The 21447-nt window shown below is 69.1% G+C and carries 22 protein-coding genes and 1 pseudogene; 7 read left to right on the top strand and 16 right to left on the bottom strand.

Features of this window, described 5'->3' with window-relative positions; genetic code table 11:
- The first annotated feature begins 530 nt into the window (after window positions 1–530).
- Window positions 531–2627, top strand: coding sequence for an NACHT domain-containing protein (locus PGH47_RS04365; protein ID WP_271662314.1), 2097 nt, complete (start codon window positions 531–533; stop codon window positions 2625–2627).
- Window positions 2628–2807: 180 nt separating this feature from the next.
- On the opposite strand, the pseudogene PGH47_RS04360 reads toward PGH47_RS04365, so the two are convergent.
- Together PGH47_RS04360 and PGH47_RS04355 are read right to left on the bottom strand one after the other, a co-directional pair.
- Window positions 2808–2975, bottom strand: a pseudogene (locus PGH47_RS04360) (ArsR/SmtB family transcription factor); the annotation flags it as partial.
- A 197-nt stretch (window positions 2976–3172) separates the two neighbouring features.
- Window positions 3173–3829 (bottom strand): DUF3105 domain-containing protein, encoded by a 657-nt coding sequence (locus PGH47_RS04355; protein ID WP_271662313.1) that lies wholly within the window; start codon window positions 3827–3829, stop codon window positions 3173–3175.
- Between the two features lie 750 nt (window positions 3830–4579).
- On the opposite strand from PGH47_RS04355, the gene PGH47_RS04350 reads away from it, so the two are divergent.
- On the top strand, window positions 4580–5341 hold the full coding sequence (locus tag PGH47_RS04350) for a cytochrome c biogenesis CcdA family protein (protein WP_271662312.1): 762 nt from the start codon (window positions 4580–4582) through the stop codon (window positions 5339–5341).
- A 68-nt stretch (window positions 5342–5409) separates the two neighbouring features.
- Here PGH47_RS04350 and PGH47_RS04345 read toward each other — a convergent pair whose 3' ends face one another.
- From PGH47_RS04345 to PGH47_RS04290, 12 genes are all read right to left on the bottom strand, one after another.
- Window positions 5410–6435 (bottom strand): C40 family peptidase, encoded by a 1026-nt coding sequence (locus PGH47_RS04345; RefSeq protein ID WP_271662311.1) that lies wholly within the window; start codon window positions 6433–6435, stop codon window positions 5410–5412.
- 160 nt (window positions 6436–6595) lie between these two features.
- Window positions 6596–7507, bottom strand: coding sequence for a M56 family metallopeptidase (locus PGH47_RS04340; protein WP_271662310.1), 912 nt, complete (start codon window positions 7505–7507; stop codon window positions 6596–6598).
- Window positions 7504–7878, bottom strand: a complete 375-nt coding sequence (locus PGH47_RS04335; RefSeq protein ID WP_271662309.1) for a BlaI/MecI/CopY family transcriptional regulator — start codon at window positions 7876–7878, stop codon at window positions 7504–7506. The genes PGH47_RS04340 and PGH47_RS04335 overlap by 4 nt, the downstream gene beginning before the upstream one ends.
- Before the next feature lie 900 nt (window positions 7879–8778).
- Window positions 8779–9525: a CbtA family protein gene (locus PGH47_RS04330; RefSeq protein ID WP_271662308.1), complete on the bottom strand. Its 747-nt coding sequence runs from the start codon at window positions 9523–9525 to the stop codon at window positions 8779–8781.
- Between the two features lie 14 nt (window positions 9526–9539).
- Complete coding sequence (locus PGH47_RS04325) at window positions 9540–9758, bottom strand: CbtB domain-containing protein (RefSeq protein ID WP_271662307.1); 219 nt, start codon at window positions 9756–9758, stop codon at window positions 9540–9542.
- Window positions 9759–10162: 404 nt separating this feature from the next.
- Window positions 10163–10315, bottom strand: a complete 153-nt coding sequence (locus PGH47_RS04320) for a hypothetical protein (RefSeq protein WP_271662306.1) — start codon at window positions 10313–10315, stop codon at window positions 10163–10165.
- A gap of 78 nt (window positions 10316–10393) precedes the next feature.
- Entirely contained in the window at window positions 10394–10849 is a 456-nt protein-coding gene (locus PGH47_RS04315) for a DUF3093 domain-containing protein (RefSeq protein ID WP_271662305.1), read from the bottom strand.
- A 42-nt stretch (window positions 10850–10891) separates the two neighbouring features.
- The gene (locus PGH47_RS04310; protein ID WP_271662304.1) at window positions 10892–11068 is read right to left on the bottom strand and encodes a hypothetical protein; all 177 of its coding nucleotides are present in this window, start codon (window positions 11066–11068) and stop codon (window positions 10892–10894) included.
- A 21-nt stretch (window positions 11069–11089) separates the two neighbouring features.
- Window positions 11090–11758, bottom strand: a complete 669-nt coding sequence (locus PGH47_RS04305; protein WP_271662303.1) for a DsbA family protein — start codon at window positions 11756–11758, stop codon at window positions 11090–11092.
- Window positions 11755–13788 (bottom strand): cytochrome c oxidase assembly protein, encoded by a 2034-nt coding sequence (locus tag PGH47_RS04300; RefSeq protein WP_271662302.1) that lies wholly within the window; start codon window positions 13786–13788, stop codon window positions 11755–11757. The genes PGH47_RS04305 and PGH47_RS04300 overlap by 4 nt, the downstream gene beginning before the upstream one ends.
- Window positions 13778–14356 (bottom strand): copper resistance CopC family protein, encoded by a 579-nt coding sequence (locus PGH47_RS04295; protein ID WP_271662301.1) that lies wholly within the window; start codon window positions 14354–14356, stop codon window positions 13778–13780. Before PGH47_RS04295 ends, PGH47_RS04300 begins: the two co-directional genes overlap by 11 nt.
- A 116-nt stretch (window positions 14357–14472) precedes the next feature.
- The gene (locus PGH47_RS04290) at window positions 14473–15144 is read right to left on the bottom strand and encodes a hypothetical protein (RefSeq protein WP_271662300.1); all 672 of its coding nucleotides are present in this window, start codon (window positions 15142–15144) and stop codon (window positions 14473–14475) included.
- A 298-nt stretch (window positions 15145–15442) separates the two neighbouring features.
- Here PGH47_RS04290 and PGH47_RS04285 point away from each other — a divergent pair, with 298 nt between their 5' ends.
- Genes PGH47_RS04285 through PGH47_RS04275 form a run of 3 tightly spaced genes read left to right on the top strand, consistent with a single transcriptional unit; the run spans window position 15443 to window position 17589 of the window.
- Entirely contained in the window at window positions 15443–16477 is a 1035-nt protein-coding gene (locus tag PGH47_RS04285) for a cation diffusion facilitator family transporter (protein ID WP_271662299.1), read from the top strand.
- A 54-nt stretch (window positions 16478–16531) separates the two neighbouring features.
- Entirely contained in the window at window positions 16532–16867 is a 336-nt protein-coding gene (locus PGH47_RS04280) for an ArsR/SmtB family transcription factor (protein WP_271662298.1), read from the top strand.
- Window positions 16867–17589 carry a cation transporter gene (locus tag PGH47_RS04275; RefSeq protein WP_271662297.1) on the top strand — a complete coding sequence of 241 codons (723 nt, stop codon included), beginning with the start codon at window positions 16867–16869 and terminating at the stop codon, window positions 17587–17589. The genes PGH47_RS04280 and PGH47_RS04275 overlap by 1 nt, the downstream gene beginning before the upstream one ends.
- Window positions 17590–17759: 170 nt before the next feature.
- Here the strand turns inward: PGH47_RS04275 and PGH47_RS04270 are convergent, their stop codons facing one another.
- A complete protein-coding gene (locus PGH47_RS04270; protein ID WP_271662296.1) occupies window positions 17760–18314 on the bottom strand; it encodes an SMI1/KNR4 family protein in 555 nt (184 codons plus the stop codon).
- A gap of 203 nt (window positions 18315–18517) precedes the next feature.
- On the opposite strand from PGH47_RS04270, the gene PGH47_RS04265 reads away from it, so the two are divergent.
- Together PGH47_RS04265 and PGH47_RS04260 are read left to right on the top strand one after the other, a co-directional pair.
- On the top strand, window positions 18518–19372 hold the full coding sequence (locus tag PGH47_RS04265) for an aldo/keto reductase (protein WP_271667980.1): 855 nt from the start codon (window positions 18518–18520) through the stop codon (window positions 19370–19372).
- 314 nt (window positions 19373–19686) lie between these two features.
- Entirely contained in the window at window positions 19687–20688 is a 1002-nt protein-coding gene (locus PGH47_RS04260; protein WP_271662295.1) for a hypothetical protein, read from the top strand.
- 163 nt (window positions 20689–20851) lie between these two features.
- On the opposite strand, the gene PGH47_RS04255 is transcribed toward PGH47_RS04260, so the two are convergent.
- Window positions 20852–21322, bottom strand: a complete 471-nt coding sequence (locus PGH47_RS04255; RefSeq protein WP_271667979.1) for a hypothetical protein — start codon at window positions 21320–21322, stop codon at window positions 20852–20854.
- Between the last annotated feature and the right edge of the window lie 125 nt (window positions 21323–21447).

The following is a 21447-nucleotide window of genomic DNA, read 5'->3' as shown; positions in this document are numbered from 1 at the left end:
GTCAGGGATCCGAGCAGCCTCGCTGAGCAGCGCGGCAGGCTCGTACGGCACGCGCTGAACGCACCGGAATGACCGATCGGGCCGGCCGGCCCGAGAAGACGTGCTGAACCCCAGCTGCCCAAGCACCCAGCCGTATCGTCACTTGCTGTCGCTGATGCTGCGGAACCCCGAGCGTGCCCGGCATCGACCACGACCGGCGAGTCGTAGGCACCTCGTACATCCACGAACACCCCGCGTCCCCTGTTCGATGCTCCGACCGAGACTCGGCCAGTGTGGCCGCCTGGTGGAGATCCACGAGACCCTCCTCGCCCCGCTTCACCGAAGCCGAACGTGGAGGCCTGGCTTGGTGAGTTGGAAGGATTTGGAGTCAGCCTTGCCGGAGTCCAGGACACATCGAAAGGGGGTGCCAGGGACGAAGGTGTCGACTGGGCGGACTGTGTCGAACGGCCCATCCCGTGTGTGCGGGTGGGCCAAGATGGCCAGTTATGAGACGCGGGGGGCGTGGCCGGGGGCCGCAACGTGTGGGCAGTGTGTATCTGCTTCTGTGGGTGCTCGGGCCGGCCGCGTCGCTCGGGCTGGCCCGGCGTTTTGACCTCGGTGTGGCCGCAACACTCGTGTCCGTGCTGGTGGGATTGGCGCCGGGATACCTGGCCTGGCACTCGTTTCGCGCTGACCGGGCCGAGGCTGACCCTGTCGATCTGGACAGAGTGGTGGCCGAGTTGGCGGTCGCGGTCAAGAACCAGTGGGACAGTGAGGCAGCCGTGCGCCGGGTCAACGACCCCTACCCGCTGCCGGTCTCCTGGCGGGCCGCCGACAACAGACTCACTGAGCCGTGGGCACTGCTGACGGACCTCGCCCGCTCCTGGCCCGGTGGACCACCCGGCGATCCAGCCCTTTGGCCGCCTGACGCAACAGGGCTGGCGGGACGGGATGCAGAGGTCGGTCAGGTGTTCTCCGAGCGGGTTCCCACCCGGCGTCTGGTGATCCTTGGCGAACCCGGCTCCGGCAAGAGCGTCCTGCTGATCAGGTTGTTGCAGGACCTCATCGCCCGCCGCACCGACGACGCGCCCGTGCCGGTGCTGTTCTCCCTGGCGTCCTGGGATCCCCACCAGCCCTTGAAAGCATGGATGGCCGATCAACTGCGGCGTACTCACCCCGGCTTGGCCACTGCTGCTCCGTGTTCGGTCACAGTGACGGACACCGCCAGAAGTGAGCCCACCGATCTGGCGGTCTACCTTCTCAGCGCGGGCCTCATCGTGCCTCTGCTCGACGGCTTCGACGAATTGCCGCCCGCCGTGCACGCCACCGCACTCGACATGCTCAACCGGGCACTGCCCGCCAGACAGCCGCTGGTCCTGACCAGCCGCACCGATCCATACCTCACCGCCCTGACCCGGTCGGGCACAGTCGTCCGCCTCAACGGTGCCGCCGCCATCCAGCTCCTTCCGCTTGATGCCCAGGCCGCCGCCGACTATCTGCGCCGGGACGCTGGCGGCCCACACACACCTGCCGCCCAGCGGTGGAGCTCCGTGATCACCCACTTGGGCACCAATAGCCCGGTCGGCCAGGCCCTTGAAACCCCGCTGGGTCTGTTCCTGGCCCGTGGAATCCACAACCCCCGGCCCGGCACACCCGCCGGATCCCCGCCGGCACCACATCCTGACGAACTGTGTGAGACGACCGTCTATCCCGACCACACCACCATCAGCACCCATCTCTTCGAGGCGTTCATCCCCGCCGCCTACACGCCCCACCAGGCCCAACCACCACGCTGGACGGCCGAACAAGCCCACACCACCTTCGTCTTTCTCGCCCGGTTCCTGCAGAACCAGTGCGCCGGCAGCCCCGACCTCGCCTGGTGGGAGCTCCCCAGAGCGGTCCCTGGTCACATCCGCCGTCTCGTGTTCGGGCTGGTGATCGGACTCACGGGCGGAGTCGCGGCCGGGATCGACGCCCGGATCGAGATCGGACTCGACGTCGGGCTCGCGTTCGGGATCGATGTCGGACTCTCGCTCGGGCTGGTTGTCGGGTTCGTGGTCGGAATCGTGTTCGCGGTCGTGGTCGGGAGATCGGATGCTGCTACGCCAGCCATCAGGCTTCGTCTGTCGTGGTCCAAGCTCGCCCTCGGGCTCGTGACCGGGCTCGTGGCCGGACTCGCGGTCGGACTTGTGGTGGGGCTCACGGGCGGACTCGCGGTCGGGCTCACGGTAGCCGCGGTCGGGCTGGTGCTCGGGCTTCAGGCCGATGCTCCCGACCTGGCTGCGAGCGCCGGGCCGGACACGCTCATCGCTCTGGACCGCCGCACTTTCCTCATGCTCGTGCTTGCATTCGGTCTCGCGGTCGGGATCGTGGGAGGTCTCCCGGGCGCACCCCTCGCCGGGCTCGCGGTCGGGCTGTCCAAGACGGTCTGGGGGGACTTCATCTTGGCCCGCGCCTACCTGGCGATGCGTCACAACACCCCGTGGAACCTGATGGCCTTTCTGCAGGATGCGCACGAAGGCCGCGGAGTGCTGCGTCAGGTCGGGGCGGTGTATCAGTTCCGGCACATCGACCTGCAACGCCACCTCGCCCAGCAACAGAATTGCACTCGGGCCCAGCGGACAATCGCGCCGCCGGGCTCGCGCTGACTGACCCGGCCGACAGCCCGACTCGGCCTTGGCGCAAGTACGGCTGCGTACTGCCACCCGGCTATGTCCGTGGTCATGGGTGCCCCTGAGCTCGTTCCCTCCCCTTGCCACCTCGACTTGAGATGAGGCCACCGCTGGTCCTTGGGCGGCGACTGCGAGGCTGCGGATTCTCAGGCAGGCGAGGTGGCTGGAGAGCCGGGAGCGACTGATACCGAACCGGTCCACCAACTCGGCCAGATGATAAGGGCGTTCATGCAGCATGAGCAGGAGTCGGAAGCGAGTCGGATCGGCCAGGGTGCGTCCGAAGCGCGCGAGTGTCTCGGCCTCGGTGGCGGGGACGAGCACCATTTGGTGGTACAGGGATCCCTGAACGAGTGCATGGGCCGGCGATGGTCCCCGGCTCTCGTGGCGCCGTGGACCATCGCTTGAGCAGGGCTACCTGGGCGCGGAGTCGCGCTCGCTGAGCAGTGGCGGGGTCTTCGACCGGGTTCGTTCGGTGGCGCTGTCCAGCGCTTCGGTCTCGTCGATGAGTGTTTCCGTGTTGCTCATGTCGCGGTCAGGCCGCCCGTGCAGGAGGCTCCTGGCTCAGGAGTCTGGGCGCCCTGGACGTACTTGGTCAGGAACTGCTCGATGCGCGGTTCGGATGCGTTGTCCACGGTGAGCTGGCGGCCCCAGGCAGAGAGCGTGATGGTCTCGGACTGGTCCTTGGCGGGGCTCATCAGGGTGTACGGGGTGCTGGAGACCTTGTCGCCGAGCTTCTTTATGTCGGCGTCGGTGGCCTTGTCGTTGTACGTGATCCAGACCGCCCCGTGTTCGAGCGAGTGGACGGCGTTCTCGTTCGCGATCGGCTTGGTGTAGACGGTCCCGTCGCAGGTCATCCATGCCTGGTGGTGATCGCCGCCGACGGGCGGGTTCATCGGGTACTTCACCACGCCCTGAACGTGGTTCTGGGTGAGCTTCTTCTTGTCCCAGGTCTTCTCGCCCGCGACAGGCTTCTTCGCCGCAGCGGACTTCTGTTCGTCCTTCTCGTTGGCGCTGTTGAGGGCATAGGCGCCCCAGCCGGCCAGGCCGGCCACGATGATCGTGCTGAGCGTGATGGTGACTATGCGGTTGCGGCGCTCGCGGGCTCTTTCGGCCCGGCGCATCTCCTCGATGCGGGCCTTGCGCGACAGGGCTGCGGCCTTCTTGCTCGTCCTGCTCATGACGTGGGTGTCCTTCCTCCCGCCGTACGGCGGTGGATGCGGGGAGTCGACGTGTCCATCGGCGCGTCCGCCCGCGTGAGCGCACGGCGTCGAGGCATCCGTCTAGGTCCGCTGCACCTGGAGGACGTGGAGATCGGGGGCCGCCCCCGCCGGCAAGGCGCGAGCGAGGTGGGCCGATGTGCAGGACGGCCTCGGGAGGTGCGGCATCCGGGGCAGAAGTGCCACCGGTGCATGGGTGGGCGCGGCGAGGATCATCCGCACGTGGTGTACCGCTGGAGCGCAGCACGTGCCACCGGCGGGACAGTCGCCCGGGTGCGCGGCCGGCACGGCATGATGGTCGGTCGGGTCGCCCGTCGGTACCTGTGTGCCGGAAACGCTCGTCACGGCAGCGATGCGCTCGCCGTCGCCGCCATGGGCCACGGACCCCAGGCACACGACCAGCGCAGTGAGCAGGACGGCCAGGGCAGCGCTGAGGGCCGCGGCAGGCGTGATCCTCCACGAACCGCGGGTTGTGGGCTGCGCCAACTGTGCCCGGCTCATCACGGGAGATGTTAAGCGGTTCCTGTGGGCGATGTGGCTGGAGGGCACAACTGGGCAGTGCCCTGCGGTGCTTTCGCGTGGATGGCGACCTCCTGGGCACAGCGACCGGGCGTACCCGCCCGCGTCTGCTAAGTGCCTTAGTAATAAGCTCGCCCGGACGGCCCTAAGTGGCGTCTCGTCCCCAGCTCCAGCCCGCTCCGGAGGACATACGTGAGCCAAGGCATATCCGACGTCGTCTCCAGTGGTCCGCTGCTGCTGGTGGCGCCACTCGCGCTGCTCGCGGGCGGGGTGTCGTTCTTCTCGCCGTGCAGCCTGCCGCTGGTGCCCGGCTACATCTCGTACGCCACCGGCGTTTCAGCGGCCGACGCGCAGGCGGGCAGGGAAGGCCGGGGACGGATGGTCGCTGGGACGGCCTTGTTCATCCTCGGCTTCTCCGCCCTCTTTGCCGGCTATGGCGCGGCACTGGGGTACGCGGGAAACCGGCTGTTGGAACACCAGGACCTGATCACACGGGTCCTCGGGGCGCTGACGATCCTGTTCGGCCTGGTATTCCTCGGCGCCTTCGAGCGCATCCCTCTGGCCGGCCGCACCTTCCGTATCAGCTATCACCCGCGTGCCGGGCTGGCCGGGGCTCCGCTGCTGGGCGTGATGTTCGGTCTGGGTTGGACCCCATGCATCGGCCCCACCCTCGCTGCGGTGATGAGCCTTTCCTTCACCACAGGCGGTGCCGGCCGCGGCGCCCTGCTCGCCTTCGTCTACAGCATCGGTCTCGGGCTGCCGTTTCTCGTCGCAGCCCTGGGCTTCCGCCGCGCACTGCGGGTCTTCGGGTTCGCACGCCGCAATGCCCGAGGTGTCATGCGCTTCGGCGGCGCGATGCTGGTGGTCGTCGGAATTCTCCAGGTCGGTGGCGCGTGGACCTACCTGACCGGGTTGCTGCGCTACTGGGTCGCTGCTTTCCAGCCCGTGCTTTGAATTCCGGAACACCCAAAACCAGGGCCTCGGCGCCGGCTTGTCTTCCACGCCGAGGCCTCCCGGACCACTCAAGGACGGGACGCGGCGAAGAACGGCATGGAGTCCACCGGGACGATCTCGATGTTCTTGCCGGTGCGGGGAGCGTGGATGGCCTTGCCGTCGCCGACGTACATCCCGTTGTGCTGGGTGTCGTTGTACCAGTAGATGATGTCGCCGGGCTGCATGTCCGACCTGGACACCTTCCGGCCCGCGTCGTACATCTCCTTGACGGTACGGGGCAGAGAGACGCCGGCCGTGCGCCAGGAGGCGCCGACGAGTCCCGAGCAGTCGTAGGAGTTGGGGCCGGTAGAGCCCCACTCGTACGGCTTGCCGAGCTGAGCGTAGGCGAAGTCGAGTGCGGTCTTGGCGCGTCCACTGGCCGGGCCGTTGTAGGTCGCGGCGGAGTCGCTGACGCCTGCGGCAGCGTCGTCCCGCTCCTGGGCGGCCGCCATACTGGCGCGCTGGGCCGCAGTGAGGCTGTTGAGGAGCTTGCGCGCCTTGGTGAGCTTGGCCTGGACCTCGTCCTTCTTCTCCTTGGCCCTGGTGCGCGCCTCTTGGAGAGCCTCCAGCCGCTCAGCGGCGCCCGCACGTTCCTGGGCGAGTTCCCGCTGCTTGCCCTGAAGGGCCCGCAGAGCGTTGGCCTGCCGTTCGCTCGTGCGGCCGATTGCCTCGGCCTTCTCCAGGTAGTCGTCGGGGTCGCTTGCGAGGAACAGCTGCACGCTCGGATCGATTCCACCGCTGCGGTACTGCTCCGCCGCCAACGGTCCCAACCTGTCGCGCAGTTCGTTGAATTCCTGCTGCTTGCGGGCCAGCCGGTCCTGGGCGCCGTCGACCTCCCGCTGAAGCTTCTTCTGCTCGGCGAGGACGCCGTTGTACTCCTCGGTGGGGCCCGTGGCTTCCTCGTAGAGCTGCTCCACCTGCTTGCGGACCTCGTCCACCGTTGGCTTCGGAGCCGCCTGACTCTGGGTCGGCAGGAGGCTGACTGCGCCCGCGATGCCGCCGAGGGTGGCTATCCGGGCACGGCTGGGCGGCTTCGGTCGACGGTGGGTTCCCATGCTAGGGGTGACTCCTCTTGGGCGTCCGGGGACCGGGGGAGGGCCTGTGGTCGTCGGATCGGAGCCCTCGACATCGGCCTGGTAAGCGCGTTAGAACTTAGTACCTTAGTAGCGAGGGTCGCAAGTGACGCCTGGTAACGGTGGTTTGAACAGGATCTGATCAGGCGACGAGAGGAGGGCACGCGACGAGCAGCGGTAGCAGCGGAACCACTGCGGCCACGGTGGCCACCGTCCCCCAGAACGCGGGGTGAGGGGCCTGACGAGGACCGAGCACTCGCTGAAGGCGGATCAACACCGCGGGCCCGCCTGCCGCGAACGCCCCCTTCGGCGTGCGAGCCGTCGCCATCTCGTACATCGCCGTCGCCAGAGCCTCACTGGAGTGGCGGCGCAGGGCTCGGTCATCGGCGACCATCTCCAGCAGGAGCGCGGTCTGGTCCCGACCGTGACGGGCCAGCGGCAGCAGGCGGAACACCGAGTGGAACGCCTGAGCGGCGGCCAGGGCGAGATGGTGACGCCCCACGATGTGGCCCCGCTCGTGCTCCAGCACGGCGGCGAGCTGTTCCGGCGTCAGTTCACGCACGGCCGCGTCACTGATCACCACGCGTGGCCGGCGGCCGGGCAGGCAGTACGCGGCGGGGAGGTCGTACGGCAGGACCGTGGCGCGCAACTTCGCTGAGTGGTGGCCAACCAGGTCCACTGCCTCACGGTGCCGTGTCCGCGCGCGACGCGCGCGGACGACATGGGTAGCGAAGCTCGCGATGAGGGCGATCCCGATGGTGGCCGGCAGAGCCACGGCGAGCCGGTCCGCCGTCGCGCGGTCGGGTTCGCCGGGGCCCACGTGCAGTCCACAGGAGTGGAGCAGGCCCACCAGCCCCGCGTGCAGATGCTCGGTCGGCATGGCCAGGTTGTACGCCGCGAGCGCGGCCCCGATCGCGAACGCGACCATCAGCGCTTGCCACACCGCAGCCGCCAGGGCGGGAGCCCGGTGCGGCCAGGCCGCACGCAGGAGCAGGCGCGGTGCTACGACACCCACGGCGGCCGTGTACCCGACCAGGAAGGGGGCGGCGTTCACGTCTTCGCCTGTCGTCCCACGTTCCGCAGGGCCCTCCGCAGAGCGGCCACCTCGTCCTCGGACATGTTCTCGACGAAGTGGACGAGCGCGGCTGAGCGGTCCTTGCTCTCTCCCAGGCCGTCCTCCATCAATGCGGCGGCATACGCCTCGCGGGTGCGGACCGGCGTATACAACCATGCCCGCCCGCGCTGCTGCTTGCCCCGCAGCAGCCAGCCCTTGGTGTAGAGGATGTTGGTGACGGTCATCACCGTCGTATAGGCGATGGGACGCGTCTCGTTGAGGTCGTCGACGACCTCGCGCACCGTCGCCGGACGATTCCACGTCCAGAGACGATCCATGATCTCTGCTTCGAGATCCCCCAGCCGCCGCATGGCCCAGACTCCCTCTCACCACGAATACGCAAGGCCATAGTAGATACTCGTGCCCCTGCTCTCGCCAGTCGCGGGGGTCGAACCGGTGCCACGACCTTCGTGGTCGGGTTCGTGTCGGAATCCGGGTTGGAGTTGGGGTCTGAGACCTCGCCGACGATCAGGTCGACGCGCTGGACCTCCGGGTGGTCGCCGTAGCCACCCCGAGCCTCACCGTTGAGCGGGCCGGCCTGGTGGCCGGGGGCACCCTCGAAGCCGACGTGGATGTCCGTTGCGGCGGTGTTGCCGTTGAGGAACTCGCTCGGGGTGTCCTGACCTTGGACGCCAGGCCGGTGGCCGAGCGGGAGGCGTGGTGCGCGATCACCAGCGGCTTCTGCCGCATGTCGTCCTTCGCGGCCTTACAGAACTCGACCGCGGCATCCATCGTCACCGCACGTGTGAATGCGGCCCCCGACACGCCCGCTTTCGACACTCCCCGGCGTGCCCTGCGCCGTTCGGTCGCCGTCGAGGCAGTGCTATGTGCCGTCGTCCTGGTGATCACCACGATGCTCACCGGAACCCAGCCGAGCCGAGCCGAGCCGCCGTGGAGAGTGCCATGGCTTCCCTTCGCAGCCCCCGAACTCCGTTTCAGCCTCACGCGGCGTGCCCGAGGGGTGGGCCCGGTGGGTGCGAAACTCGCCGACCGGCGCGGCTACTGGACCGCTGACCGTCTGCGACTCCCGCTACGCGGTACGTGGACCCTGCGTGTCACGGTGCGGCTGATGACGTCGATGAGGCCACCGTCACCGTCACCGTCACCAAGGACGTGACCATCAGGCCCTCGCCGGCCTGACGTTCACACGCAAAGGGCGGGTTCCACCGGGCGCGCCCCCGGCGGAACCCGCCACTTCCGTACCTGGTGGATCAGGCTGCCAGCGTGGAGACCTGGCTGTCAGCAGGCTTCGGTTCGAGGACGCGTTCGGCCAGGAAGCCGAACAGCAGCCCGAACGACGACCACAGCACAGCCTGAACGCCGATGGATGCCATGCGGAACTCCCACAGGTCGGTGGCCGGGAAGCCCTTGGGAGTGTTCTCGCCCGACGGCAGAACGACCATCGCGACCGCCACTACCGCGACGAAGGCGAGGCCGGCGGCGATGGACGCGTTCCAGTTCCCCCAGGCCGGCGCGAGCCTTCGACCCAGCAGGACGGCGGCGATGCCCAGCAGCACGCTGAGGGCGATCATCAGAACGAACAGGATGGTGCGCTTGTCGAGGGTGTCGGGGTTGCCGACCGCGGGCGGGTTGGCCGGGTACTTCAGAATCGGCACGAGGTAGACGAGGAGGAACCCGGCGATGGCGGTCAGCCCGGCGGTGGCCCGAGCTCCGAACCGGCCTATCCGACCCAGCGTGAAGCAGAAGGCAAGGGCAACGATGCCGCCGATGGCAACACCGAAAACAAGGACTCCCGTGGCGAGTCCGGCCGTTGACTGCACGGAACGGCTGACGAGTTCCTCGCCGCCGTGCTCATGGGAGTTGGCACTCTCGAACGCGATGGCCGCGTCCACGGGGCCTTCCCCGACCAGGTAGGCGAAGACGAAAGCGAGCACGCCCGCGGCGACGCCGGCGAGCATGCCGCGCACCAGCAAGGTGCGTACGGTGACGGAGTTCATGGAAGGGCGCTCCGTCAGTGGCAGGGGAAGCCGAGGAGGTGGCGGGCGTCGTGCACCCACTCGTGCACGCCCTCACCGGAGACCACGGCCGTGGCGCCCTGCTCGGCGCCGACGAAGTACAGCAGGACCAGCATCAGAACGCCGAAGAAGACGGCCCACGGGACGATTGCCCGTAGCGGCAGCGGCGTGAGGATCTGGGTGGTGGGGGTGGGGGCAGCGGTGGACTGCGCCATGGCGAGACCTCCTCGGGAACATCGCGTCCCGCATCGTGTGGAGCACTCGACGACAGCGTTGGGTCTGACTCACCACCCCTTGCCTGGTTGGCTGGGTGGCACACAGTGGCGCGACCGTGCCGGGCTTGCACCGGCTTCCGTGGCGCTGTCGTCCTTGTCGCCCCAGATGGTAGGGGCAATACGAACTTCGGCCAACATGGCGTATGCCACCTACGATGTTCTGCCCCCGCCCGTCGTGTCTGTGGGGCGAGAAGGAATCCGCCCCACAGACACGCCCGGCGGGTCAGTTCGGCGACGAGGCTGCGCGCCGCTTCACCAGCCACCAGCCACCAGGCACCGCGGCCCGCGACGAACAGCGCCACGATCACTCCGCCGATGATCAGGCCGCTGGAGTCACTGTCGTCTTACTCGGCGGCCTTGGCTTCGGTGCCGGAGCCCGCGGCCACGACGTCCGACTCGGTGGCCGTCGGGGCCGGACTCGGCGTATCGCGTTCCGCCGGGCCGGCGCTCGGGCTGGGGCTCAGGGCTTTGTCGGCCTGTCCTTCGCGTCCGGTCACGTGATCACACGGCACGGTCCCCCGACATTCCCTACCGGTTGGCACCGGTCCCGGAAACGGTCGTACGACGCCAACTGGTCAGGTGCATGCGCCGAGAGCCTCGGCCAGCAGCTCCGGCGTTCGGGTGCAGAGGTAGAGATAGGGCGTTGAGTCGTCGGGGTCCACGACCTCGACGCGCACCGCGGTCGGGACGAAGCTGCGCATCACCATGAATGCCCGCAGATCGGCCCTGTACGTCCGCCACGCCCGCGCCTCCTCGCCTCTGAGGACCTCCGGCTGCCCCAGTGCGGTCAGCGGGATGCGGGCGTCCGCCACGAACAGCGTGCCCTGGGTGACCCGGATACGCGTCGAGCCTTGCGAGCTGACGTACATCCCGGCCAGACAGGTGCCGATGGTCAGGCCGATGAATGCGGCGATCGGCCCGTAGGGAAAGAAGACCAGTGCCAGGGACAGGCCGAAGAGAACAGCGATGGCCCACCAGGTCTTAGGAGGGGTCAGACGCTCGTCGTAGCGGAGCCGACTGGGGGATGTCACGGGCTTTCACCTCGTCGTGTACGGCAGATTGGGTGGCGTTGTTCACAGGGGCAGGAAGGTGCTGGCGCGGGGGTGGTGGGCCAGGGGCGCGCCGGTGTCGATCTCGTCGGCGATGAACATCGCCCGCGGCCGGTGGTATCGCGCGAGGCCGCCCAGGTGCAGGGTGTGTGCCGCCGCTCGGGCGCGGAAGACACGTGCCTGGTCGATCAGGTACTGCATGGCGTGGTCTCCCCGCTCGCTTCAATCGGCCAGTTCGGCGTCGAGGATTGCCTTGAACTCCTCGTAGGAGCCGGGGTTGTCGATTCGTTCTCCGTCGAGGAAGAAGGTCGGGGTGCCCTCGACGCCGAGGCCGAGGCCGTCGCGCTGGTCGGCCTCGACTCTCCGGGCGACCTGCGGATCGGTGAGGTCGGCGTCGAAACGGTCCATGTCGAGGCCGAGTTCTTCGGCGTAGCCGCGGAAGACGGACTCCTTCGACTCCTGGGCCTCGCCCCAGTCCTTCTGGGTCGTGAAGAGCTTGGCGTACATCTCCTCGAACCGGCCCTGGCGAGCCGCGGCTTCGGCGGTGCGGGCGGCGAGCTCGCCGTTGCGGTGGCCTGGCATCGGGAAGTAGCGGGCCACGAAGGTGACACGGTCGCCGTACTTCTCGCGCAGTTGCTCCACGGCCGGGAAGTACGCGCCACATGCCTCGCATTCGAAGTCGAGGAACTCGACGAGCGTGAGTTCGCTCTGCTTCGGCTCGGTCAGTCGGTGGCTGGACTCGCGGACGGGCAGGGCCTTGGCGGCCGGCTGGACGGAGCGGCCGCCGCCGTTCCGATCCTCGGGGGAGAACAGCAGGTACGAGCCGAAGGCGGCGGCGAATCCGGCCACGAGCACGGCAGCGACGATCAGGTTCTTCTTCAGCTTGCTCATGATTCCTCGGGGGTGCGGGTGGGGCGCCGGTCGCGGGCGTGGAGTCCGGCGAGATAGGCGTTGTAGGCGGCGAGCGGGTCGTTGTGGTCGCCGCGGTCGATCTGCCGGTCGATGCGGCGGGCCTCGCGCTGGTCGGAGCGGACCCACTGGATGGCCAGGATGATCGTGGTGATGAGGACGGGGATGTCTCCGGTGGCCCAGGCGATGGCGCCGGCGTCGTACTGATCGTCCATCGCCCGCTCCACCCACGGCCGGTCCAGCAGCGACCACCAGCCCTCGCCGATCAGCGCGGTGGAGCTCATCAGGGAAATGCTGAACCAGGAGTGGAAGGGCATCGTGAGGATCAGCGCGAAGAGCCGGCCCAGGTGCGGCGGCCGGCGCGGGCCGGGATCGATCCCGATGATCACCCAGAAGAACAGCAGCCCCACCGCGAGGAAGTGCACAAGCATGAACATGTGCCCGAGGTGGCTGCGCATCAAAGTCTCGAACAGCGAGGTGTAGTAGACGGCGAAGGCGCTGCCGATGAACAGCACGCTCGCCACCACAGGGTGGGAGACGACCTTGACGTAGCGGCTGTGCAGCAGCTTCATCAGCAACTCGCGCGGCCCGTCGGGCTCGCCCCTGGGCGCGGCGGGCAGAGCGCGCAGTGCGAGAGTGGCCGGGGCACCGAGCACCAGCAGGATCGGCACCGTCATCGCCAGGATCATGTGCTGGCCCATGTGCACGCTGAACAGCACCTTGCCGTACACGTTGAGTCCGCTCATGGTGGCCAGGACGGTCACCGCGAGCCCCGCGAGCCACGAGACCGTACGCCCGACCGGCCATTTGTCGCCCCGTGCGCGCAACTTTCGTACGCCCGCCAGGTACAGCAGCGCCGCGGCGGCCGTACCGAAGGCGAACAGCGGGTCGAAGTGCCACTGGGTGAACAGCGGCGTCCACGGGAAGTCGCCGAGCGGGGGCGGCATGGCGAAGCCGAGCAGTTCCTCGGCGGGAGAGAGCTCTGCGTCACCGGCGCCGGGTGCCGGGGTGCGTGCGAGGCCGACGGCAAGACCCGTGGCGGCAGCCATGAGCAGCAGTTCACCGGCCGCCAGGCGGACGAAGGCGCGCCGACTTCCGTCGTCGAGGGCGGGCAGGGTGCGCCGCCGATGCCACCAGCCGATGCCACCGAGTACGGTCAGCGCCGCCGTCTTGGCGAGCACCATCAGCCCGTACCGGCTGGTGAACACCTCGTTCACCGACGGCAGCCGGACCGCGGCGTTGACGATCCCGCTGGCCGCGACCGCGATCAGTGCCCAGCCGGCGAGCGGGCTGAAACGCCTGGCCGCGGTCGCCGCATCCGACTCCTGGCGCGAGGCGGCAACGAGGACGAAGATCAGCCCGCCCACCCAGACGGCCACACCCACGAGATGCAGGGCGAGACTGGTGACCGCCGCGTCATGGTTGCCTGCCGCCGAGGAGTGCCCGCTGAACGCGGGCGGCAGGATCCCCGCGAGCCCGATGAGCAGAGCCAGGCGCGCCCACCACGCGGTGCCGATCCCCACACAAAGGGTCGCCACGACTCCTGCGGCCGCTGCCATCAGGGCGTACGAACGGCCCTGGGCATCGGTGGCGACGAAGTCGGCCACCACGGCGGCGGACGCCACCTCGCCCACCGGCTGGGCGAACAGATCCGACAGGGTGAAGAGGAGCGTCGCGACCGACGTGGCGGCCCACAGAGCTGCCCCGACTGCGGCCCATGTGAGATACCGCAGCTGGGTCGGGCTGAGCCTTCTGCCACCCGGCAGCAGCACGGCGACGAGCAACAGCGCGCCGATGGTCGCTACGGCGGACACGTCCGCGGCCATCCGGGCCAGCGGCAGGCCCCAGGTCGTGAGCGCCCCGGCGTCCGGGATGCCGGGCACTCGAACAGCCGCGCCGCCACCGGCCCACACGGCGACCGCCGTCACCGAGACCGCGACACCGAACGAGGCGGCCAGTACGAGGGGCAGCCGGGGAAGCCACCGGCGTTCGGCCGTGATCTCAGTCGCCATGACCGGCTCGCCTCCGCCGTGCCACGTACGCGCCTACGGCCGCCGCGGTCATGGCCAGCGCACCGCCGCCGACGAGGGCGAGGGGGGTCGTGCCGGACGACTTCCCGTCGTGGGCGGCGGCTGTCCGAGCCGTACCGGCAGCGGGCGAGGGCCGTGCGTCGGCGCGTTGATCCGCTCGCGGCGAAGGGCTCGGACTGTCAGCCGCCTTGACCGTGAATGTGTATGAACCGGACACCGGGTGGCCATCGGCGGAGACCACCCGGTAGCCCACGGTGTAGCGCCCGGCCGGTGATCGGGTTTCGAGCGGCAGGGTGACCGTCCTGCCCTGGACCTCCGGTACACCGGTGGCGGCCGACTTGCCGTCAGGGCCGGAGACGGCGAGTTTGGCGTACTTCTGCGTCATCTCGTCGCTGAAGGTCAGCGTGAGCCGCGGGGGCAGTCCGGCGAGCGTCGCCTTGGCGGCGGGACTGCCGGCGTCGAGTTCGGTGTGTGCCGCGGCCTGCGGAGTGGCGACGGCCAGGATCGTCAGAGCAGCTGCGACGGGTACGGCGATGCGGCGTGACGCCACGAAGGCAGCACGCCGAGCAAAGGCATTCATGATGCGGGACTCTCTTCCCCGGCGATGTGCTGCGCCGGGACGAAAGGGGACCGGCCCGCGCGACGGTCACCTTGGCGCCGCCCCGATCAGGGCAGGCAGAGACCGCCGATCAGCGTCGGCCGGAGAAGGGCAACGGGGCTCTGCCCGGCCCGCGGGGGTGCCCTGCCCTCGTTCAGGCGCGCCACCAGCGCAGACATGAGCGGTGCGGTGCTCTGCGGCATCGCCGTTCGTGGCCCCGTGGCGTGCCCGCCGCGAAGCAGCGGCAACAGCGAGAGCAGCAGTCGTCGTACGACCGTGAGCAGAGACCTGCTGTGCCACAACAGCCGCTCGGTCAGGCCCAGCAGGCGCGCCGCCAGCAGCAGCATGACCAGATGCCCGGCGAGCGGTCCACCCACCGGGGGTCCGGCGACCACGTCGTGCTCCACCAGCCGGGACAGCCCATATGCGGAAGCGCCCTGCTCCGTCACCGCCGCGCACGCCCCGGGCAACGAGTAGGCGGCGTGGTAGGCCAGCTGTGCGACCGCCAGCACGGCCAGCACCTGCTTGTCCGTCAACCGCCGCCGGGTCAGCACGACCGCCCCCGGAACCGCGACCGCGGCCATGCCGCCCGTGATGATCCACCGGGGGGCGTGGCACTGCGCCAGTACGTGACCGGCCAGTGGCAGCAGCACGCAGAGCACCGCCAACACGCTCGCCCGCAGCCCCCGCAGCACGCCGGACGCCGGAGGGGCGGCTCTCCGCGGACGGTGCGTGCTCATCAGGGTTCAGGCCTTCGAGAGTCCGCCCGGGATCGGACGGGGGAGTTGACACAGGAGGACCGGACCGGCTGCCGGCCCCGCGCAGGAAGCGTACCGACCCGCTCGCCCGAGGGCCCACGACAGGGTGGCACTCGCTGACGGCGGCATTGGGTCATCCTCCGGGAAGCGATGCATTTACGCAGGTCAGAGGCATGCTATTCAACATGACAACGGTCACCGATGCAGCCTTTGGCGAATCGCTTCGGTGTGCGTTTCACTGCGAGCAGGACATCCGTTGATGCGAGGGGGAGACGTCAGCATGAGCCGTCACGGCCATGAGCACGGCCCGGGCCATGAGCACGGTCCGGGAGGACACGCGGGACACTCCCATGGCGTCTCGGCGGACGCCGACCGCCGCTGGCTGGCCATCGCCCTGACGCTCATCACCGCGTTCATGGCGATCGAGGTCGTGATCGGCGTCATCGCCCGGTCGCTGGCCCTGATCTCGGATGCGGCACACATGCTCACCGACGCCGCCTCGATCGTGCTGGCGCTCATCGCGATGCGGCTGGCCGCCCGCCCCGCCAAGGGCGGCTACACCTACGGCCTCAAGCGCGCGGAGATTCTCTCCGCCCAGGCCAACGGACTGAGCCTGCTCCTGCTCGGTGCCTGGCTGGCGTACGAAGCCGTGCTCCGCCTGATCGACCCGCCCGAGGTCGAGGGTGGCCTGATGCTCGCCACCGCTCTCGCCGGCATCGTCGTGAACGTGGCCGCGACCTGGTGCATCTCCAAGGCCAACCGCACTTCCCTCAACGTCGAGGGTGCCTACCAGCACGTCCTGAACGACCTGTTCGCCTTCATCGGCACCGCGATCGCCGGCCTGATCGTCGTCCTCACCGGCTTCGCCCGCGCGGACGCCATCGCCACTCTGGTGGTCGTCGCTCTCATGTTCAAGGCCGGCTACGGCTTGCTGCGTGACTCCGGCCGGATCTTCCTGGAAGCCGCTCCGGCCGACATCGACCCCGACGTGCTCGGCGACAAGCTCGTTGCCCAGCCCGCCGTCGTCGAGGTCCACGACCTGCACGTCTGGCAGATCACCTCCGGTCAGGCCGCCCTCTCCGCGCACATCCTGGTCGAGACCGGCGGCGACTGCCACGCCGTGCGTCGCGACCTCGAAGAACTTCTGAGTGATGCCTACGGCATCACTCACACCACCCTCCAGGTCGACCACACGCCGTTCCCAGTGCTGCAGCTCGCCCTGCCCGGCAACCGCGATCTGCTGACTTCCGATGCGAACGGCCACTGCGAGGAAGCGCACGGTCCCGTTCACCGCGACGAACCACACGACCACTGAGCATCCGTCAGTACAGGATTTCCTGAATCCAGGAATCCCTGTACCGTTATTCTCGTGCTGACAATCGCCTCCGAGATCGACGCCCTGGCGCGCTTCGGCCGCGCCCTCGCCGACCCGATCCGCTGTCGAGTCCTGCTCGTTCTGCGCAAGGCGCCCGCGTATCCGGCCGATCTCGCCGAGCAACTCGACATCTCCCGCACCCGGCTCTCCAACCACCTCGCCTGCCTGCGCGACTGCGGCATCGTCGTCGCAGTCCCCGAAGGTCGCCGCACACGCTACGAGCTGGCCGACGCCCGCCTCGGGCACGCCCTGGACGACCTGCGCGGCGCGGTCCTCGCAGTCGAAGCCGACCGCACCTGCGCGGAGGCCGACGAGAAGGGGTGCTGCTGATGACGGCCATATCCCTCGGCCCCACACCCGACCGCCGCACCCAACTGGCCCGGCGCATACGTCTGCTCGTCGCAGCCACCATCACCTACAACGTCGTCGAAGCGGTCGTCGCCATCACCGCCGGCACCCTCGCCTCCTCCGCCGCCCTGGTCGGCTTCGGCCTGGACTCGGTCATCGAGGTGTCCTCCGCGGCAGCCGTTGCCTGGCAGTTCTCCGCAACCGACCATGCGGTGCGCGAAGCCCGCGAGAAGACCGCACTGCGCATCATCGCCCTGTCGTTCTTCGCCCTCGCCGTCTACGTCGGTGTCGACTCCGTGCGCGCACTGGCCGGCACCGGCGAAGCCCAGCACTCCACACCCGGCATCGTCCTTGCCGCGCTCTCCCTGGCCGTCATGCCGTTCCTGTCGGCGGCTCAGCGCCGCGCCGGCCGTGAACTCGGCTCCGCATCCGCGGTGGCCGACTCCAAACAGACCCTGCTGTGCACCTACCTGTCGGCCGTCCTCCTGGTCGGCCTGCTCGCCAACTCCCTCCTCGGCTGGAGCTGGGCCGACCCGATCGCCGCCCTGGTCATCGCCGCCGTCGCGGTGAAGGAGGGGCGCGAGGCGTGGCGCGGGGACAGCTGCTGTGCCGTCCCGATCGGGAGGATCGCCGCAGAGAAGGCACGGAGCGACGCCGGCGGCTGCACGCCGGGCTGCGCCTGCCGCACGCCGGCCAACGAGTAGGGCGGCGGACACCAGATGGCTTGGCCGGGCCCGAACCGCACTCGCGCTCCTCTCGACTACGCGCAGGCGCGGTAGCAGATACGAGGCCATGGCCGTCGGGTCACGCTGAGCCTGGCCGTGCGTGTGACGGCGTCGATGCGCATCCGTACTCGAACCCGGCGCAGGCGGCCTCATCGCCCGTCGCGCCAGTGCTCGAAGCGCGGCTCGGACGTGAACTCCATGCTGTACGAGGGGAGTTCCTCGGAGAGCAGTCTGCGCAGGAACTCGACCATGCCGCAGGGGACGACCTCACAGGTCTGCGAGCCGTGGCGGGCGAAGAGCAGGACGGGCCACTTGTCGGGGTCCGGATCGCTGGTCTGCCAGCACAGCATGTCCGCGTGGGAGGTGTATCCCCAGGCCAGGATGTGTTCCGGGTCCAGGTCGAGCCCCTGCTGGGCGGCGCCCTCTTCCTCCCAGGCCAGACGGGCGTTGCCCGTCTCGTCCTCGAAGTCGTCAGGGGAGTGCTCGTAGGCCCCGGTGGGAAACGGGCCGAGGATGCCGATCTCGCCGGCCTCCTCCTGCGTGCTGATCCCGCCCACGCCGTACGCGGCCATGAAGCCCATGTAGTCCCGGGGGAACCCGGTACCCCACCGCGCCTTGGCCGCCTCCCAGTCGATGTCCTCTCCCGCGCCGGGAGGTGGAGACAGCAGCTTCCGCAGCGCTGCCATGCCCGTTGGTTCTTCCATGTCGGTTCCGCCCTTCGAGCAGGTCTGCTGGAGGCCATCGATGCGTTCTGCGCGGAGCTCGGCGAGCTCGGTATGACGCCGAAAGGCGGGTGAGTGCCGATCGCCACGCACCTCAACCGCAAGGTATCGCGAGGGTTCTGGCAACACCTCTCCTGCCGACCCTCGCCCATTCCCATGGACGTCCGAGCCCTCGCAGGGAACGGATCGACACGCGCCACGGCCGCGTCGTCAGCCGGATCGGCTACGGCACCATGCGGCTGGCCGACGGACCGGACGCACCCGGCGGCGTCTCCGCACCGATCTGGACCCCTCCTGTCGATCGCGACGCGGCGATCGCCCTGCTGCGCGAGGCTGTCGAACTCGGCGTGAATCTCGTCGACACCGCCGACGCCTACGCGCTCGGCGCGGGCGAGGAACTGGTCGCCGAAGCACTGCATCCGTACGGGGACGCGGTCGCCGTATCCACGAAGGTTGGCGTCACCCGGCCCTCACCCACCGAGTGGGTGCCGCTCGGACACCCCTCCTACCTGCGTCAGCAGGCCGAGTTGAGCCTGCGCCGCCTGCGCACGGACCGGATCGACCTGCTGCATCTGCACCGTCTTGACCCCGCCTACCCCGTCGCCGACCAGGTGGGCGCGCTGGCACAGCTGCAGCAGGAGGGGAAGGTCCGGCACATCGGCCTGTCCGAGGTGACCGTCGAGCAGTTGGAGGAAGCGCGGCGCACCGCCCCGATCGCCGCCGTGCAGAATCTGTACAACCTGGCGGCCCGCGAACACGAGGACGTCGTCGACCACACGGCGGCGCACGGCATCGCCTTCCTGCCGTTCTTCCCCGTCGCCATGGGCGGCCACGCCGGCCTCGACAGCCCTGTTGGCGCCGTGGCCGCGGAGCTCGGCATCACCCCGGCGCAAGCGGCACTGGCCTGGCTCCTGCGGCGTTCACCCAATCTGGTCCCGATCCCGGGAACGGGCTCGGCAGCTCATCTCGCCGAGAACATGGGGGCGTTGGGGGTGGAGATGAGTGCCGACCAGTTCCAGAGACTTGCCGAGATGGTTTGACGGGCGTGGCGTTCGGACGGCCATGGCCCAGAGGACGCTGCTTGCTGCGAAGCCGACCCTTCTCACTTGGCCGGAACCGTGTCTCTCAATAGGCATGCGACACATTGACCGCACAGTGCCACCGCGGTTGCATGCTTGTGGCCCTTCGGTGGGGAACCGGGGAGCAGGGCTATGTCGTTGCTTTAGGGGGGAAAGTGCGGGGGAACGTGAATTGGAGCGCCGTCAGACGTGTACGGGCCGTCTTGGGCGCCACGGTCTTGGTCTGTGCGGTCACGGCGGTGCTACCTGGAGCCGCTTCGGCCGAGCCCACGACCGTGGCGGGCGCAGCGAGCGACAGCGGTGCCGGAGTCGAACGGATCAGTGTCGCGACCGACGGCACCCAGGGCGACGGCGACTCCGCGGGCGCCACGATCACGAGCGACGGTCGGCGTATCGCTTTCTCGTCGTCGGCGAAGAACCTCACACCCGCCACCCCGGCGACAGGGGAGAGGGTGTTCGTCCGCGACCAGCGGACGAGTCAGACCACGCTGATGAGCACCCTCACCTCCCCGAGTCAGCGCCCGGTGATCAGCGCTGACGGGCAATACGTCGCCCTGTGGGGGCTGTTGTTCAGAGACACGAAGACATTCCTGTCCCAGGTCAGCTCGGGGAGCACGATCGGCATCAACTGCCCGGGCCTCAGCTGCAGCCAGCCATCCCTGAGCGCGGACGGCCGCTACATCGCCCAGGCCGCCACCTTCAACCGACCGCCGTCCCGGCAGCGCGTCGAGGTAAGGGACTGGCGCGCCGACACCGCGCAGACCGTCGCCGAGTTCGGCCACACCGTGTCTGCGCGGCCGTCCATCAGCGGCGACGGCCGCTTCGTCGCCTACCAGGACGGCCAGGCGGAGGACGTCTTCGTGTGGGACCGGACCGACGGCGCCTCCGCGGGCCCGATCGAGGGCTCGTCCAAGGCGGCGACACTCGTCCAGCTCAGCAAGGACGGCCGTAAGGTCGTCTACCTCTCGGGCTCCGACACCTACGTCCACGACGTGAGCTCGGGCACCGACCAACTGGTGCCGAACGTGCGGGGCGTGGCCATCGATCCCACCGGACGCTATCTGCTGTACACCCCACTCGACACGAGCGGACCGTCGCTCACGCTGCGCGACCTGGAGACAGGCAGCGACGAGATCGTCTCGAACCGGCCCGCCTCGGCCGGGACCGACGCGGTCAGCGCCGGCGGACGCGATGTGGTCTTCCACTCCACGGCCGACGACATCGTGCCCGGCGACACCAACGGCAAGTCGGACGTGTTCCTACGCCGCTTCTACTGATCGCCCGGTCGCCACGCTCTCCGCCCTGCACAAGCGGGGCTGGATCTGGTCAGGGTGAGCCTCACAGGTCGACGCGGCAGTCCTGAGTACTGGAGGCGTGGCTGTGGTGCCTTCGGCGAACAACTCTCGATGAGGCGGCGGGACGGATCCGCTCCGCCGGCCGTCACCAGTCGGCAGTGGCCCGTGGATTGACCTCGCAGCGAGCGATCTGGTCCACGTGCCCCGTGCCGATACCGGCAACGGCGACCCGGTCGGTTGCGGTGTCCTTCGCGGGCACCGGCACCTGAGCGGTGTGGGTGATCATGGTGGAGCCGTGAGCGTCCTTGAAGGTCATCTTCATGGTGAAGACGGCGTCGCGTTCGTTCGGATTCCTGACTTCGACCGTCGCGTACGGGTCGTCCAAGCTCGCGCAGCTGATGAGTACCGCGGTGCCGTCCTTCAAGGGCTTGGCAGGTTCGCTGGAGGGGGACGCGGTGGGCGTGGGACTGTGGGTGGGCTGCGAGCGGTGCGTATCGCCGCTGCCGCCACTGGCACCCGTCCCGGGGTCCTGCGCATCGCCCCTGGATGAACTCGCATCGCCGCGGCTTCCGTGACCACAACCCGACGAGAACCCGATCAGGGCCAGCACGACCATCGCCGACACCGCTGTGAATCTGAGCCTGCGCCCCCGCATGTACATGCCGCCACTCTACCCACGGGCCTCCCACCTGCCCCGACGGCCGTCCGGCGGCGACCCGTTGCGCCTGCGCGATCCGCTCG

Source organism: Streptomyces sp. HUAS 31 (genome assembly GCF_028198125.1).
GTDB lineage: Bacteria > Actinomycetota > Actinomycetes > Streptomycetales > Streptomycetaceae > Streptomyces > Streptomyces chartreusis.
Note: the sequence above shows the minus strand (reverse complement) of the source record. Positions and strands in the feature narration are given on the sequence as shown.

Bases quoted from the DNA above. Each gene is read 5' to 3' on its own strand.
- PGH47_RS04355 (WP_271662313.1), bottom strand. From the start codon at position 3,829: ATGAGCAGGACGAGCAAGAAGGCCGCAGCCCTGTCGCGCAAGGCCCGC.
- PGH47_RS04285 (WP_271662299.1), top strand. From the start codon at position 15,443: ATGAGCCGTCACGGCCATGAGCACGGCCCGGGCCATGAGCACGGTCCG.
- PGH47_RS04325 (WP_271662307.1), bottom strand. From the start codon at position 9,758: ATGGCGCAGTCCACCGCTGCCCCCACCCCCACCACCCAGATCCTCACG.
- PGH47_RS04335 (WP_271662309.1), bottom strand. From the start codon at position 7,878: ATGCGGCGGCTGGGGGATCTCGAAGCAGAGATCATGGATCGTCTCTGG.
- PGH47_RS04270 (WP_271662296.1), bottom strand. From the start codon at position 18,314: ATGGAAGAACCAACGGGCATGGCAGCGCTGCGGAAGCTGCTGTCTCCA.
- PGH47_RS04255 (WP_271667979.1), bottom strand. From the start codon at position 21,322: ATGGTCGTGCTGGCCCTGATCGGGTTCTCGTCGGGTTGTGGTCACGGA.
- PGH47_RS04345 (WP_271662311.1), bottom strand. From the start codon at position 6,435: ATGGGAACCCACCGTCGACCGAAGCCGCCCAGCCGTGCCCGGATAGCC.
- PGH47_RS04275 (WP_271662297.1), top strand. From the start codon at position 16,867: ATGACGGCCATATCCCTCGGCCCCACACCCGACCGCCGCACCCAACTG.
- PGH47_RS04305 (WP_271662303.1), bottom strand. From the start codon at position 11,758: ATGAGCAAGCTGAAGAAGAACCTGATCGTCGCTGCCGTGCTCGTGGCC.
- PGH47_RS04290 (WP_271662300.1), bottom strand. From the start codon at position 15,144: ATGAGCACGCACCGTCCGCGGAGAGCCGCCCCTCCGGCGTCCGGCGTG.
- PGH47_RS04330 (WP_271662308.1), bottom strand. From the start codon at position 9,525: ATGAACTCCGTCACCGTACGCACCTTGCTGGTGCGCGGCATGCTCGCC.
- PGH47_RS04310 (WP_271662304.1), bottom strand. From the start codon at position 11,068: ATGCAGTACCTGATCGACCAGGCACGTGTCTTCCGCGCCCGAGCGGCG.
- PGH47_RS04300 (WP_271662302.1), bottom strand. From the start codon at position 13,788: ATGGCGACTGAGATCACGGCCGAACGCCGGTGGCTTCCCCGGCTGCCC.